Source organism: Streptomyces sp. NBC_00582 (genome assembly GCF_036345155.1).
Taxonomy (GTDB): domain Bacteria; phylum Actinomycetota; class Actinomycetes; order Streptomycetales; family Streptomycetaceae; genus Streptomyces.
The window spans coordinates 10,624,039-10,639,097 of sequence record NZ_CP107772.1; the positions used below are offsets into that span (position 1 = coordinate 10,624,039).

General features: G+C 71.1%; 14 protein-coding genes and 1 pseudogene. 7 read left to right on the forward strand and 8 right to left on the reverse strand.

The features are described from left to right. Positions 1–162: 162 nt before the first annotated feature. The 3 genes from OG852_RS48270 to OG852_RS48280 form a co-directional block, all read right to left on the reverse strand. A complete protein-coding gene (locus tag OG852_RS48270; RefSeq protein ID WP_133916229.1) occupies positions 163–573 on the reverse strand; it encodes a winged helix-turn-helix transcriptional regulator in 411 nt (136 codons plus the stop codon). Between the two features lie 104 nt (positions 574–677). Further along, on the reverse strand, positions 678–2,264 hold the full coding sequence (locus OG852_RS48275) for an MFS transporter (protein ID WP_330346814.1): 1,587 nt from the start codon (positions 2,262–2,264) through the stop codon (positions 678–680). Between the two features lie 66 nt (positions 2,265–2,330). Next, positions 2,331–3,533 (reverse strand): Acg family FMN-binding oxidoreductase, encoded by a 1,203-nt coding sequence (locus OG852_RS48280; RefSeq protein WP_330346813.1) that lies wholly within the window; start codon positions 3,531–3,533, stop codon positions 2,331–2,333. 198 nt (positions 3,534–3,731) lie between these two features. On the opposite strand from OG852_RS48280, the gene OG852_RS48285 reads away from it, so the two are divergent. Next, positions 3,732–5,924: a helix-turn-helix transcriptional regulator gene (locus OG852_RS48285; protein ID WP_330351369.1), complete on the forward strand. Its 2,193-nt coding sequence runs from the start codon at positions 3,732–3,734 to the stop codon at positions 5,922–5,924. A 66-nt stretch (positions 5,925–5,990) separates the two neighbouring features. After that, the gene (locus OG852_RS48290; RefSeq protein ID WP_330346812.1) at positions 5,991–6,206 is read left to right on the forward strand and encodes a hypothetical protein; all 216 of its coding nucleotides are present in this window, start codon (positions 5,991–5,993) and stop codon (positions 6,204–6,206) included. Positions 6,207–6,229: 23 nt separating this feature from the next. On the opposite strand, the gene OG852_RS48295 is transcribed toward OG852_RS48290, so the two are convergent. Further along, on the reverse strand, positions 6,230–7,360 hold the full coding sequence (locus OG852_RS48295; protein ID WP_330346811.1) for an FAD-dependent oxidoreductase: 1,131 nt from the start codon (positions 7,358–7,360) through the stop codon (positions 6,230–6,232). A 128-nt stretch (positions 7,361–7,488) separates the two neighbouring features. On the opposite strand from OG852_RS48295, the gene OG852_RS48300 reads away from it, so the two are divergent. Next, on the forward strand, positions 7,489–8,070 hold the full coding sequence (locus tag OG852_RS48300; RefSeq protein ID WP_133916234.1) for a TetR/AcrR family transcriptional regulator: 582 nt from the start codon (positions 7,489–7,491) through the stop codon (positions 8,068–8,070). On the opposite strand, the gene OG852_RS48305 is transcribed toward OG852_RS48300, so the two are convergent. Next, entirely contained in the window at positions 8,067–8,915 is an 849-nt protein-coding gene (locus OG852_RS48305; protein ID WP_330346810.1) for a hypothetical protein, read from the reverse strand. The two genes, OG852_RS48300 and OG852_RS48305, sit on opposite strands and share 4 nt — an antisense overlap. A 392-nt stretch (positions 8,916–9,307) precedes the next feature. Here OG852_RS48305 and OG852_RS48310 point away from each other — a divergent pair, with 392 nt between their 5' ends. Continuing rightward, positions 9,308–10,087 carry a CAP domain-containing protein gene (locus OG852_RS48310; RefSeq protein WP_330346809.1) on the forward strand — a complete coding sequence of 260 codons (780 nt, stop codon included), beginning with the start codon at positions 9,308–9,310 and terminating at the stop codon, positions 10,085–10,087. A 306-nt stretch (positions 10,088–10,393) separates the two neighbouring features. Then, entirely contained in the window at positions 10,394–10,597 is a 204-nt protein-coding gene (locus OG852_RS48315; RefSeq protein ID WP_330346808.1) for a hypothetical protein, read from the forward strand. 211 nt (positions 10,598–10,808) lie between these two features. Here OG852_RS48315 and OG852_RS48320 read toward each other — a convergent pair whose 3' ends face one another. After that, positions 10,809–11,381: a hypothetical protein gene (locus tag OG852_RS48320; RefSeq protein WP_330346807.1), complete on the reverse strand. Its 573-nt coding sequence runs from the start codon at positions 11,379–11,381 to the stop codon at positions 10,809–10,811. Positions 11,382–11,731: 350 nt separating this feature from the next. Further along, positions 11,732–12,235: a hypothetical protein gene (locus OG852_RS48325; RefSeq protein WP_133916237.1), complete on the reverse strand. Its 504-nt coding sequence runs from the start codon at positions 12,233–12,235 to the stop codon at positions 11,732–11,734. 313 nt (positions 12,236–12,548) lie between these two features. Between OG852_RS48325 and OG852_RS48330 the strand changes: the two genes are divergently transcribed. Further along, positions 12,549–13,952: a sensor histidine kinase gene (locus tag OG852_RS48330; protein ID WP_330346806.1), complete on the forward strand. Its 1,404-nt coding sequence runs from the start codon at positions 12,549–12,551 to the stop codon at positions 13,950–13,952. Positions 13,953–13,958: 6 nt separating this feature from the next. Further along, complete coding sequence (locus OG852_RS48335; protein ID WP_133916239.1) at positions 13,959–14,618, forward strand: response regulator; 660 nt, start codon at positions 13,959–13,961, stop codon at positions 14,616–14,618. 71 nt (positions 14,619–14,689) lie between these two features. On the opposite strand, the pseudogene OG852_RS48340 reads toward OG852_RS48335, so the two are convergent. Beyond that, positions 14,690–15,033: pseudogene (locus tag OG852_RS48340) on the reverse strand (ISL3 family transposase); the annotation flags it as partial. Between the last annotated feature and the right edge of the window lie 26 nt (positions 15,034–15,059).

Consider the following 15,059-nt stretch of genomic DNA (forward strand, 5'->3'; position numbering starts at 1 on the left):
CCTTCAAAGGGTTCAGCGAGTCAGATTCTGTTGACGTGACACAGGACGCGAAGGAGATCGCATCGGCCGGTTGAACCGATACGCGGGACAAGGCCGGAACGTCTTGCGGCACGAACCTCCGCAGCGGCAGCCTCGCCCTCTCCCTGCCCTAACGGAGCCGCGTCACAAGTGCGCCCTGGGCCGGTCGCGTTGCGCGGAACGGGCTTCCTCGGACGCGGTCGCAGGGAGATGGTCCTGTGCCCACACGGTCAGGGCGGCCAGGGGAATGAGGAGCGCCTTGCCGTGGGAGGCGAGCGTGTAGAGCGTGGGTGTCGGTGTGCCGGGGTGGGCGGTGGGGGCCACCAGGCCGAGGGCGGTCATCTCCCGGAGGCGCCGGGTGAGCAGGCCGTCGCTGAGGCCGGGGGCGCGCTCGCGAAGGAGGTGGAGGTCGGCCGGGCCCTTGGCGAGGGCGGTGATGACGAGCCCGGTGCCGCGTGTGCCGAGGAGAGCGGAGGCGCGGGTGAGGGCTTCCAGGGGCTCGGGCAGTGGGGGAGGTCCGGGCTGGTGCGCCGTCTGAGTGCGCGGCGGAGTCATGTCGCTTCCTTCCCGGTACGGCGCGCGGGACGCATCGTGGTCCCTCGCGCCGCCCGTCGTGGTGGATGTGTCCGGCGGTCGTTCGTCCGGCGGTCGTTCGGTGGCTACGCCGTCGCCTTCGCCGCGTCGCGGTCGGTGCCGGTGCCGTCGGTCTGGGTGTGCACGGCGACCGTGCCGGGCTTGCCGGTGCGGCGCAGCAGGCCGGTGACGACGACGGCGGCCAGGGCGGTGGTCGCGGCGCCGCTGAGGAGTGCGAGGTGCATTCCGGAGGCGAAGGCGTCGCGGGCCCGTTCGATCAGTGCGGGGTTGCCCGTGGCGTGGCCGATGTGGTTGGCGGCGGCGAGGGAGGAGCGTGCCGCGTGCGCGACCGGGGCGGGGAGCCCGCTGGTGTCGAGCCCGTCGCGGTACCGGGCGCTCATGAGGCTGCCGAGGACGGCGATGCCCAGGGCGCCGCCGAGTTCGCGTGACAGGTCGTTCACGGCGGATCCCACGTTCTGCAGACGGGGCGGCAGGGCGTCGGTGATCGCCGCGGTGGCCGGCGTCGTGGCAAGGCCCATGCCCGCGCCGAGCGGCAGGAGCCCGCCGGCGACCAGCCAGTACGAACTGCCGGCGTCGAGCTGGGCCAGCACGACCAGGCCGGTGGTGACCAGGAGAAGGCCGACGGTCCAGGGGCCGCGGGCGCCTCGCCGGGCGACCAGGCGCGGGGTGAGCCGGGCGCTGGGGATCATCGCCGCGGACATCGGCAGTACGCTCACCGCGGCCATCAGGGCGCTGTCACCGCGCACCAGCTGGAGGTACTGCATGGTCACGAAGATGAATCCGAAGAAGGCGAAGAACTGCAGTGTGGTCGAGATCGATCCGGCCGCGAACGCCTTGTGGCGGAACAGCCTCGGGTCGAGCAGGGGGTGCGGGTGCTTCAGTTCCCAGGCGACGAAGGCGGCGAGGACGGCGAGCCCGAGGGCCATGCCCACCAGGGTCCGCGTGCTGCCCCAGCCGTGCTCGGGCGCCTCGATGACCGAGTAGACCAGCGTTCCCAGCCCGGCCACCGTCAGAGCCGCTCCGGTCACGTCCACCCGCTGCTTGCCCGGCTGCGCGGACTCCGGCACGAAGAGGTGGGTGCCGATGAACGCCACCCCGGCCATCACGGTGTTCAGCCAGAACACCGATCGCCATGACCACGCCTCGAGCAGCGCTCCCGAGGCGAAGAGTCCGAGCGCGGCGCTGGCGCCCGCGACCGCTGCCCAGATGCTGATGGCACGCGCCTGCTGGGCGCGGGGGAACGTGCTGGTGATCGTGGAAAGGGTGGCGGGCATGACGAATGCGGCTGCCACGCCGAGCACCGCGCGAAGGGCGATCAGGACGCCCGGTTCGGTCGTGAAGGTCGCGGCGAGCGACACTCCCGCGAACAGTCCGACACCGCCCAGCAATGCCCTGCGACGGCCGAAGCGGTCGCCGAGGGTCGCGGCGAGCAGCAGGAACGATGCGAAGATCAGACTGTAGGCGTCGATGATCCACGACAGCTGGGTCTGGTTGGCGTGTGTCTCCCGGGCGATGTCGGGCAGCGCCACGCTCAGCGATGCCATCGCCGATACGACGGTCGCCAGGGCCAGGCAGGTGACGGCCAGAACGGGGCCGGTGCGCACGGCGCGCACTGGTCCGGTGGCCGGGTGCGAAACGGGGGAGCCGGGCATGGGGGAGTCTCCTTTAAAACGGAACGGGTGGACGGGCGGCGCAGCGGACTCACCGCCCCGTGAGGGTCAGCCGGTTACGACGTCGTCGAGGCTGCGACGCGGGCTGAGGCCCGCAGTGCGCTCGGGGTGGCCGATGCGGAAGGACAGCAGGCCGGTTGAGGCGGGGCGGCTGAGCAGAGCGGCCCAGCGGGCGGAGAAGACATCGGGGTTGCCGGCCGCGGTGTCGCGGTCGATGCGTTCGGTGATCTGGTTCATGTGGTGCAGGCCGAGGCCGAGCGCGGTGGCGGTCAGGTGCATCCGGGCCAGCAGCCGTCCGCCGTTGACCTGGGCGGTTCGGTCCGTGACGTCGTCGACGGCGATGACGCCGTAGGCGGCCGCGGTCGCGGTGTGCACCTCGCGGGTGGCCTTGACCCAGTAGGCGTCGCCGTCCTTGCGGGACTGCGCCGGCAGGAGTTTCGCGGCGAACAGGGTCAGCCCGCCCAGACCCTGACCGTCGAGGGTGAGCCCGTCGCGGTGCTGGTCGATGCTGCCGCGCGAGCTGCGGAACCAGGTGAACGCCTCGGCCGACTGAGCGGTGTCGGCGGTGATCGCCTCGGTGGCCTCGACGTAGAGCCGGCCCAGCCGCTCACGCGCCGCCCCGTCGGTGATCCACAGCACCCGCGCACCGTCGATGCGGGAGCTCTGCTCGGTGAAGCCGGCCAGGTCGACGGGCGTGGACTTGTACGGCCCGCGGTTGGTGTGCCGGTACGGGATCGCGGCGGCGAGGTCGCGGTCCTGCCCACTGCCGCCCTCGCGCAGCACGATCCGCGCCACATGGTCGGAGGCGAGGCCGTCCGGGAAGAGGGTGACCTTCGTGGTGAGACCGGCCGCTCCGGCGGCGATCACCATGTTCTCCACGGCGCAGCCGAGCCCGGCGAAGTGTTCGCGGCCACTGGCGTCGTTGAGCGGCATCCGCCGGCTGGGGTCGGAGTGGACGTCGAGGGTGTCTGCGGCGGCGCGGATGCGCCACGGCTGGGTGTTGTGCGGGTTGCACGCCAGGACGCCGGCGGCGACCACCCTCTCGACGCCGGACAACGAGGCCCAGTCGTGCCAGAGCTCGTAGGGATCGCCGGATCCGGCGCTGAAGGCGCCGTTGGTGATCGCCCGGACCCCGCCGACGCCCACGCCGAGAGCGGCCACCGAGCCGATGCCGAGGCCGGTCAGCTTCAGCGCGTCCCTGCGGGTGAAGGCGGTCTCCGGGGGTTCGTCCGTGACGGTGTCATTGGCCATGACGTCTCTCCTGTCGCGCGGCCCCCGGTTGTGGCAGGAGACTCGCGCCGGACAGGGTGCCTGCGCACCACCCCGCCGCGAGATGTACCCGGGGTGGTGGGGCTGGCAGAATCGGCGTCGGGTTGCGGTGCCGCGCCGCAGGTCGGGAGCGTCGTGACGTCGGACATACCTACGCGGCCACTGCTGGCCGTGAAGCAGATGATCCCGCCGGCCCGGGCCGGCGCGGTCCCGCGGGAACGCCTGCAGCGGCAGTTGCGCCTGGCCGAGACCCGTCTGACGGTGGTGGTGGCGCCCGCCGGTTGGGGCAAGACGAGTCTGCTCAGCGGCTGGGCGGCGGACCCCGAGGAGAAGCGCCGCATCGCCTGGGTCTCGCTCGACGAGAGCGACGACGAGCCCGTCCGGTTCTGGAGTTACGTGCTCACCGCGCTGCACAATGCCGGCGACGCGATCAGCAGGGCCCCGCTGCAGGCACTGGACGCGGCCGGCGTCTCCCCGGTCGACCTCGCCCTGCCGATGCTGCTGAACGAACTGGCGGCGACCGCGGTACCGCACGTACTGGTCCTCGACGACTACCATCTGCTCGCCGATCGGCGGATCCACGAGGCGGTCGAGTACCTCGTGGCGTACCTGCCCGCCTCGTTGCGGATCGTGATCGCCTCGCGCACCGACCCGCCGTTGCCGATCGCACGGCTGCGGGCCCGCGGCGACCTGGCCGAGCTGCGGGCTGCACAGTTGCGCTTCTCGCCGCAGGAGGCGGCGGCCCTGGTGGCGGCGGTGTCCGGGCACGACCTCGACGAGGCGGTGGCAGCAGCCGTATGGGAACGGACGGAGGGGTGGGCGGCCGGCCTGCAGCTGGCCGCCCTCGCGCTGCGCGCCGACCCGGCGAAGGCCCACGCCGACGACCGGCATCTGCTGGACTACTTCGCGGCCGAGGTGCTGCCCGGCCTCGCGCCGCGCCATCGCGACCTGCTCATCCGGGCCGCACCGCTCGAACGCCTTTCCGGTCCGCTGTGCGACGCCGCACTGCAGGTGACCGGATCGGCCGAGGTGCTGTCCGATCTGGTCAGGGCCGATCTGTTCGTGGCCGCCCTGGACGACGAGCAGCGGTGGTATCGGTGTCATCATCTGCTCCGGGAGGTTCTGGGACGTGAGGCCACGGCGGACCCACGGGAGGTCCTGGGCCATGCCGCGGCCTGGTTCGCCGACGAGGACCGCATCGACGACGCGGTGCACCACCTGTTGCGGGCCGGCCAAGACGACAAGGCCGCCGAGCTGATGCTGCGCAACGCGGAGAGCTGGTTCTTCCCCCGGGGAGCCGCGGCGACCTACCTGCAGTTCGGCGAGCGGCTGCCCAGCCGGGCGGTGGGCCCGGAGCTGGCCTTCTCGCTGGCCTACACGGCGGCACTGTGCGGCGACCAGGACCGGGTGAACCGCTGGCTGGACGTCTGCGAGGCGGGTGGTGCCCCGGACACCGCCGTCCCCGGCTGGCACAGCTTCCGCAGCGCCGTGCTCTGCGTGCGCGCGGGCTTCGGCATGCCGGATGCCGAGGCCGCGCGATCCGTCGCCATGGTGCGGCAGGCACTGCGGGAGGAAACCGGGGCAGGCGCCGCCGGGCATCCGACCGTACGGGCCGCGCTGGGGGCGATGCTGGCTCGCGACGGCCGCTTCGACGAGGCCGCGACGCTGCTGCTGCACCTGTGGTCGTCACCGGCCCACCGCAGGGCGTGGCCGCCGTCACTGATGCTTCAGGGAGCCGGCACGCTGACGATCAGCCTCGTCGAAGCCGGCCGGGGCGAAGACTGCGACCGGGTCCTGCGCGAGGCCCGTCCGCTCGCCGACGCCGTCGAGCGCGACGGGCGGGAGACGAGTACGCCGGGGCTGGCCCCCCTGCGCATCGCCCAGGCCAGGCGCCGCTACCAGAACGCCGACATGGAGGAAGCCGCCGTCCTGCTGCGCCGCGCGGTCACCCTCGCCGAACTGCACCCGCGGCCGACCGTGCTCTTCCTCGGCCTGCTGTACCTCGCCGACGCCGAACTCGCCCGCGGGGATCGGCCCGCCGCCCGCGCCGCACTGGCCCGCGCCCGCGAAGTGGTGGACGAGGAGCCGGTGAGCGCCTACGCGAAGCGGCGGCTTGAGCAGAGCGAGGCGCGGTTGGGCCGCATCGGCACGCGGACCGCCGTACGCTCCGGTGTCCTCGCGGAGGAACTGACCGACCGCGAATGGTCGATCCTGCGGGCGTTGCAGGGGCCGGCGACCCAGCGGGAGATCGGGGCGGCGCTGTTTTTGTCCATCAACACGGTCAAGGCGTACAACAAGAGCCTGTACCGCAAGCTCGGCGTCGCCTCCCGGCAGGACGCCGTCACAGCGGCCCGCAGGCTCGGCTTGATCTGACCCCACCCCGGGTGCTTCTGCCGGCGGGTGGTGCGCGGCCACCCGGGCGGCGGGTTCCCTGCACGCATGGCCCTTTCGCGTTACGAGCTGACGCTGCGCGGACCGATCTGCCGCGCCCTGCTGGACGTGATCCGGACCAGGTTCGACCACGTGTCGGCCCCGGGCCCGGACGGGACCGTGCTGATCGTCGAGAACGCCGACCAGGCATCGGTACGCGCCCTGCTGGCCCTGCTCTGGGACACCGGCCACGACGTGCTGGCCTTCGAGGAGACGACGGTCTGAGAGGTTCCCGAACACCCTCTGCGTCACCGGTAGTTGAGCTCGGCGAGCTCGGTGGCGAGCTTCCTGGGCATGGCCGTGTGGCCGAGCAGGGGGAGGGCGATGTTGCGTGCCCCGCGGGCCATCGCGTTGCGCGCGGTGGCCACGCGGGTCATCCGGTGGGTGAAGGCGACCACCCGCTGGGCCACGGGGCGGCGCTGTGCCTCGTAGCCGTCGAGCCGCCCGGTGGCGAACGCCCGGCCGAGGGCATAGCCGTCCTGGATGCCGGTGTTCATGCCCTGGCCGCCGGCGGGGCTGTGCACATGGGCGGCGTCGCCGGCCAGCAGCAGACGGTCGGCGCGGTAGCGGTCGGCGACCCGGTGGTGCACCCGGAACCGCGACGACCATGCCAGGCCGGTGACCTTGGCCTGGCCGGGGGCCCGCTCGTCGAGCAGCCGCTGCACGAAGGCGAGATCGGGCGTCGCGGGCGCGTCGTCCACGGTGGCGACGACCCGGTAGTGGGCGCCGGGGAGCGGGGCGACGACGGTGAGTCCGGCGGTGCCGAAGGTGAGCGAGACCTCAAGGGGGCCCGGGGCCCACTCCATCATCACGTCGGCGAGCACGAAGGACTCGGCGTAGGCGTTGCCGGTGAACCCGATGCCCGCCGCTTCGCGCACGGTGCTGTGCATGCCGTCGGCTCCGACGGCGTACGCGGCGCGCAGCGTCTCGCCGGTGGTCATGGTGAGCGTCACTCCCTCCCCGTCCTGCGCGACGGAGGCGACCTCGTAGGGGCGGTGCACCTCGCCGCCCAGCGCGCGCAGCCGGGCCAGCAGCACGCCCTCGGTCTCGTACTGGGGAACCATCAGCGTGTACGGGTGAGAGGTGGGCAGCCGGTCGAACGGCACCGTCAGCAGTGGGCGGGCGCCGTCGCGGACGGCGAAGCGGGTGACCTGAACGCCTCGTGCGATCAGCTCCGCGGAGGCGCCGAGCTCGTCCAGGACCTCCAGGGTGCGGGCGTGTACGACCGCGGCACGCGAGGTGTTCGCGCCCTCGGCCAGCCGGTCCAGGACGACGAAGTCGATGCCGGCGGACGCGAGGGTGACGGCGAGCGCGAGTCCGGTCGGACCGCCGCCGACGACGGCGACCTCGGTCCGGCCGGGGAGTGCGGTGGTGTTCATGGCGGGGTTTCCCTTCTGACCCAGCAATAGCCAACACTTGTTGGCCAATGACTGTTGGCCAACAGCCGTTGACATGATGTGCACCTCCGCACTGGAAAGTCAACACGTGTTGGCCTACAGTTGTGGGCATGACCCCAGACACCGAGACCGGCCCCACCGACAGGCGCTCGGACCGCACCAAGGCCACGATCCTGCGCGCCGCCCGCGAACGATTCGCGGCCCAGGGCTACGAGCGCACCACCATCCGGGCCGTGGCCTCCGACGCGGGCATCGACCCGTCCATGGTCATGCGCTACTTCGGCAACAAGGCACAGCTCTTCGACGCGACACTCGCCATCGACCTGCGACTTCCCGACTTCACGGACGTCCCGGCGGACGAACTCGCCCAGGCCCTCGTGCGGCACTTCCTCACACGCTGGGAGGGCGACCCGGCCGACGACGCACTGCTGGTCCTGATGCGTTCGGCGGTCACCAACGAACAGGCCGCGGCACGGATGCACGAGATCTTCGCCGCCCAGGTCGCCCCGGCCCTGGCCGCGGCCCTCGGCCCGGACCTCGCCGCCCGGCGCGCGGGCCTGGTCTCCGCGCAGCTCCTCGGCCTGGGACTCACCCGCTACCTGCTGCGCCTGCCGGCCGTGACCACCCTGACGCCGGACGAGATCGAAGCCGGCCTCGCCCCGGCCATCCACGCCGTCCTCCACCCGAACTAGGCGGCGCGGACGGCACGACCTGCACAAACCATCGTCACGGTGCCGCGGCTGCTGGCCCCGGCCAAGCTCCAGCAGGGCATGGTCTGCCGGCCCTGATCCGCTGCGACGGACGCCACGGCAGCGCGTTGCCGCACCAGGAAGGCACCTGCCGTCGGCCGGGACCGAAGCGCGGATGCTTCGGCGGCCCGGCACGTTGAGGTCGGCGTGCCTGCGCAGGGAGCCCGGGAGCTCGGCACCCGCTTGGTGATCAGGGCCGAGTCGGTCGTCTCGTAGTCCTTGGCCGTGACGCTCCACAGCACCTGCGCCAGCCTCAACTCCTCGCACGGTGCGACGACATCCACGAAGCGTTCCTCGGGCTCGCCGTCTGCCTGATCACCCACCGCCACGTCCAACGCCTTTGTCCGGGTGCGCTCAGGCCTGCTGTACGGCACTGGCCGTGAACTGGAAGTCGCGTTCGCGGTCGTGCTGCGCGCCGCCGGCTTCACCGTCGCCGAGCTGGACGCGGAGCTGGGCACCAAATCGGCTGCTCGGACGTGTACCAGCGCAATCAGCACAAAGAGTTCGTCGATGCCCTCACCTTCCAGGTGCTCGCCACGGGCCGGCTCTTCGATGGGTGGCGTGCTCAAGACTGGCCAGCCGTGCCAACCGCCGTGCTCGGCCGAGTCGGCGTAGGAGGCACCCGAGTGTTCATGATCGTTTGGAATGCGGTGGCATCTGGATGCCCGCAGCGTGATTCTGGCCTGTGTCACCGCCGACACCTGGTCCGGTTTTGCACGGTCACCGATGCCTGACCGCATCGCCCCGCATGCCGGATACCGGAAGGCTGTGGGGAAAGTCAGTGACATTCCTCACGTGTCCGGTCTCCATCAACGTGCCGCGATAGTACGGGCGTGTGGCCGACATAGGCGGATCTGGCATACGGAAGCAGGCATACGCGACACATCGGCCCGGGTCGCCGGCCCGGGTCACCGGCATCGAGCTGCCGGACCGCCTCTGTCGTCCTTCTGACGGAGTGTGAGGCGCGGTCTGTGTCCGGTGCGGCGGCCCGGCACAATCCCGGGCCGGATTCAAGGGCTCCCTCGCCCACTAGGTGAGGTAGTGGAAGTGCCCGTTGCCATGCCCTCGCGCGGCTTTGACAATGACGGCCCGCAGGGCGTCCCCGCAGGTCAAGCGCAGTGTGTGTGTGAAACCGAGCTCGCCGGAGGCGCAAGGAGAGTCGACCGAACGAGGTCCGAGCATGAGGAATCACCGCAAGCACCGCAGGAAGACGCGCTGCCGGCCCATAGCCGTCGCCGTCCTGGCGATGGGCGCGGTGGTGGTGCCGTCGGCCGCCATGGCGTGCGGGGGGGACGGAGGAGCCGACGCCATCACCGCCACGTCCCGTCCCTGGAAGGACGGGAGGAAGGCGTCCTGGGGCGCGTACCGGGGGTGGGACGTCCGGACCGCGAAGCCCGCGGCTACGGCTTCGCCCTCGCCGACGACCCCTCGCGGGACTGTGGCGCCCGCCCTGGAAAAGCCCAAGGCGCCAGTCTCGAAGGCGACCACCCCGCCCGCCCTGACGAGGACCACCGCCGCACCACCGAAGCCGGCCGCCACCACGGCGCCCGCCGCCACCACGGCGCCCGCCGCCGGCATGGCGCCCCCCGCCGTCGCCCGTGTGGTCGCCCTGGTCAACAGCGAGCGCGCCAAGGTCGGTTGCTCCCCGGTTACCCTGAACGCGAAGCTCTCGCAGGCCGCCCAGGCCCACAGCGCGGACATGGCGAGCCACAACACCATGTCACACATCGGTTCCGACGGGTCCGACCCGGGACAGCGGATCACGCGCGCGGGCTATCTCTGGAGCACCTACGGCGAGAACGTCGCGTACGGGTACTCCACGCCAGAGCAGGTCATGGCGGGCTGGATGGCCAGCGCCGGTCACAAGCGCAACATTCTGGACTGCGGCTTCAAGGAAATCGGGGCGGCGGTGGCGCAGCCCGGCAATTACTGGACGCAGGACTTCAGCACGGCCCGCTGACGCTCACGGGGCCCACGCCCGTCGCGGCCGCCGACCACCACGCCGACGCGGCCGCTGCGCTCGCTCCGGAGCGGCCGCGTCGGGCGTTGGCGCCGTTCTGGCGGCGGATGGTGCCTGCAGCTGTGCTGCCCGGAGCAGGGTGGTCGAGGTGGGCGGCGAGCAGGAGGAGGGGGAGGAGCGGTCGCCTGTGCGGGCCAGCAGGTCACGCCCCCGACCAGTTGACCTCACTCTTCCCTCACTGCCGGCCAGACGACCGCAGCACCACCGTGATGCGGTGTGTGAAGCAGCAAAGGCGCTGCGAAGGAGATGGCCCGCGTCGTCCTGGACGTCGCGGTGCGTTCCCTGTGGGGCCGGCCCCAGCGGAACACCGGCGACCCACAGGGCGAGGATGTCCCAGCCGCGTCGGTTGCGCTCAACCTCATTCGCCTCGGCACCTGGTGGAACGGCCACCCACTCGACCGCACCCGCGTCAGCCACCCTGCCCGTCTCGGTCTCTCCCTCGCCGCGTGAGGAGCTGCACCAGAAGCTCGCGACGTGGTCCGGAGCGCATCGATGCCGTTGAAGGCAACGGCGCCGCCTCACGTCGCGAGCCCGGCCGCGCTGCGTAGGCGGCCTCTCCGGTGGCCATCAGGCGGTCAGGTCTTCTGCTGACTGTCCCGCCCTTGCCTCATGAGCGCCATCACCCACAGATAACTGTGCGTTCTGGTTGGCCACTCTGAAGTCATGCGGCGTCGGCCACCTGGTCGGGACTTTCGTTGAGGTGGTCACGGGCCGCGATCGTGAACGCGTCGATCGCATCGACAAGGCGTGCGTGTTCCTCGCGTGCTCTCTGCACCGCCTGGGGGTCGCTCGCCGTCCTGCGGTGCACAAATTGCGGGGCGCCGGAGCGCAGCATATGAGCGGCAATGCTGGCTTCTTGGGCGAGCTCGGCAATGTGCTTGGGACCTTCGAGGAGAACGACGGGCAGTGTCCGTTGCAGGGGATCGATCAACTCGGCGGCCTCCGCCCGCAGTTCCCACGACCGCCGCTCAACGCGGTCCACGTGATCCTCGTCTCCAGCAGAGGGCTCGGCGAGTGCCCGTTCCTGGTTCCGGGTGAGTCGCGTCTCGTATGCGTAGGTGGTGGCTGCGCCGAGGAAGGCGGCATATGCGTCCCTCTGATGCTGCCGGCGGACGGCGTCTACCGGCCCACGGCGGGCTCCACGTGCCTGATGAAGTCCGGCGGCGTAGGCAGCCGAGGCAGCGAGTACGGCGGTGGGTGTGGTGACGAGTGCGGCTGCGATAGCGGAGTCCATGGCCCGTGATCCTGCCGCACCACGTGGCTCTGAAGGCGACGCTCCCGTAGCACCGGCACCGTGTTCCGATTCGGGCGCTGCCCGTCATGAACGCCGTTTGGGTGCAGGGGTGTTGTTCAGATGCGCTTCCACGCTGGACGGGGGACTCGTCCGGGTGGAGAAAGATCAGGGGAGCGTAGCGCCGGGCCAGTGCGGCGCCGTCTCTCGGCACCGCCCCGGCGGTCGAGGTGCTGGAGACGGTGGAGACGGAGCGGAGGCTGTCCGCTGCCAGGGCCGGCGGGGACAGCGGTGGCGCCGGTTGAGTAGCGGGCCGAGGCCGCCCGGTCCCACTGCGGGCAAGCGAGCGGGCGTCAGGCCGCGTTGGAGGCGAGTGCGGCGAGAATGGCCTTGGCGCCTTTCCGGTAGAAGGAGAGGTAGGAGATCGAGCTGGTCAGTTCGATCTTCTGACCATCCGCGTCCCTCAGCTTCAATCGGCGCGACAGGCCCCACCACTTGACCTGGCTGGTGGTGGTGGCCCGGTTCATACGGAGGAGCTCACGCTCGGGTTCGTACCCCCAGCCCGAGAGAGCCAGCAGGTGTATCGACGTCGCGGTGACGACGACGACCATGCGTACGGTCACCCCCTGGGAATTGGCGTTGACCCGGCGGGCCGCGCGGATTCCGATCGCGGCGAGCACTCCGTCGGTGAGCGCGTCGGCGTCCAGGATGGAGGCCACGGTGCCCGACGCGACGCCCCCCACCGCCAGGCCCAGATAGTCGTCCTGGAGACCGAAGATGCCGACCGCCTCGATCGGCTCCTCCAGCTTGAGGACTCGCTGGGACCGCTCGGCAAGAGTGGCCAGGTTGATTCTCATGTGATGCTCTCTTCCGGGGGGCTGGAGTGTCACGGTCATGCCAAGGAGGTCCCAGGCGGACACCACGGAGACATCAAGAAGATGCCAAAAGGTGCTGATGGGCCGTGAACTGACGTGCTGTCGGTGGACTTGCTGAGCGGGCGCCGCAGGAGCGCTCCGGCAGCATAGGACGTGGCGCGGGGGACGCGGATCCTTCGTGGCGGCGTCATGTTCTCCTTCCGTGGAAGGGGTGGGACGGGCTCCGGACACCTTCCTCAGGGCAGGTGCGATGGCCCTCCGGGGCACCCGGTTCGGTGTAGTTATAGTTCGGGCCGTGAGGACGCCTTGGCAGGCAGCGGTCTGCGACTGGGTGGGGGTGCGGCGGTCGACGGCGAGGGACACCGGCATCGCCCTGCTTGTCATGTTCCTCTCGTTCTGGGGTGCCCACGGCACCTTTCTCGGAGCCCCCGCGTCGTCGACATGGACGGCGTGGCGGTGTGCGTGCGCCCTGATCGGCTGCGGTTCTCTCGTCCTGCGTGAGCGCCTGCCTCTGACGGTTCTGGGCGTTTCCCTGGCCGCGGACCTTCTGGCGCAGTTGTCGCGCAGCGGCGGGCGGGTGGATTCCTACGCCGTGCTTCTCGCGGCCGGGAGCGCGGCGTCGAATGTCGGCATCACCCCGGTCAGTACCGCGTTCTACATCGCGGCGACGCTCGCGGAGTCGTTCGCGATGCGCCCCCTGCCGGGGGCAACCCAGGCGGCGGCCGTCTGCGCGGTGTTCCAGCTCGTGATCATGGCGGGGCTGCGGACGGGGATCCGCCGGGAGCGTGCTCAGCGCACACGGGAGCACGTGGAGCGGCTGTACGAGCGCAGTGCCGCCGCGGCCCGGCAGCATGCCCTGCTCATGCGTACCGCGGCTGCGGAGGAGCGCCTGCGCGTGGCTCGCGAGGTGCACGACGTGCTGGCCCACACCATCAGCGTGGTCGTGATCCAGGCCACGGCGGCCGCCGACGGCTTCGAGCACAGTCCGGTCCGCGCGAAGGCCGCGGTGGAGGCCATCGGAGATGTGTCCCGCCAAGCCCTCAAGGACCTGCGCTCCCTGCTCAACGCCCTCCACGACGACTCCGACGCGCCCGCTTCCCCGGCCGCTTCCTCGCCCACCGGCACGCCCCGGACGCCCTCGCACGGTGACACCGACCTGTCGGGACTCCTGCCCATGATCGACCACGTCAGGGCCACCGGCCTGGCCGTCGACCTCGATGTCGCGCGGCCCGTTCCGGCGCTGCCGCCGACGGTCGCCCTGGCCGCCTACCGCGTGGTCCAGGAGGCCCTCACCAACACGCTGCGCCATGCCCACGCCCGTCGCGCCGTCGTCAGCGTCGCTCACCGGCACTCCGCGGACGACCCGGGTGGCGGCGTCCTGGTCGTCGAGGTCGCCGACGACGGCTGGGGCCTGCTCGGGGGCGCGCCGGTCTCGCCCTCGCTCGCGGGGAGCGGACGGGGACTGACCGGCATGGCGGCCCGGGTACACGCCCTGGGCGGCACGGTCGCTTCGGGCAACCGGGAAGCGGGGGGCTTTCAGGTGAGCGCCCGCATACCTGTGGGTGCTGCCGCCTTCACGGCGGAAGAACAGGGCGCCTCCCCGGCCGGAGGACAGGACACCTTCACGGCCCAAGGCCAGGGCGCTTCTCCGCCCGAGAATCCACCGTTGGACCCGCCCGGTCCCCGCGAAGACAGGTGACGCGCAATGCTCCGAGTGCTGATCGTCGACGACCAGGAGCTGGTCCGTACCGGTTTCCGGATGATTCTGGAGGCCCGGGACGACTTCGACGTCGTCGGTGAGGCCTCCGACGGGGGCCAGGCCATAGCCCTGAGCGAAACCCTGCGGCCCGACGTGGTCGTGATGGACATTCGTATGCCCGTCGTCAACGGTATCGACGCCACCCGGGCCATCGCGGCCTCCGGCGCCGCCACGAAGATCCTCGTCCTGACCACCTTCGACACCGACGAGAACGTACACGCGGCCATCCAGGCGGGCGCGAGCGGCTTTCTCCTGAAGGACACCCGGGCCGACCAGTTCGCCGACGCCGTCCGCACGGTCGCCGCGGGACACGCCGTCATCGCGCCCACCGCGACCAGGCGGCTGCTCGACCATGTCGCACGGGCCACACCTCCAGGTGCGCCGCGCAACCTCGACAGGCTCGATATACTGACCCGACGCGAGCGTGAAGTCCTGGTCCACGTCGCCGAAGGACGCTCCAACGCGCAGATCGCGGCCGAGCTTCACCTCAGCGAGACCACCATCAAGACCTATGTGTCGGCCATCCTGCACAAACTGCAGCTGCGGGACCGCATTCACGCCGTCATCACCGCATACGACTGCGGCCTGGTCCCCACCAGCCGCTGACCGGCCGGCCGCCAGGGTCTGTCAAATGAACGGCCCTGTCTCATATTCGGTGGTGACGGAGCGTGCCGCTGTCCGAGGAGGGTGCGGTGGCGAAGCAGGGTGAAGCCTGCTCGTCCGTGCATCTGGCGGCGCGATCCGCTTGGTTTTGGTGTTGACGCCCTCGGTGGGGCCGTCGCTGTACGGAAGCGCATTTTCTGCGCAAGGCGTCAGGAGTTCGGCGAAGTCACCGACAACGGTGGCCAGTTGGGACGTCTCGGGGCACACTGCAGTGGTCCGGGCCAGCAGATCGGGCTGATCGGCCTGGAGGTTGTCGGGCCTGGCGAGGATCATCCGGGCGAGCCGGCGCGGGGGAGATGTGGCTGCGTTCAGCGTCCGCGCGGCCCTGATTGATGTACTTGTGCAAGAGGTTCAGGCAAGGGTCGGCTGGGGTGGTGCAGCGGC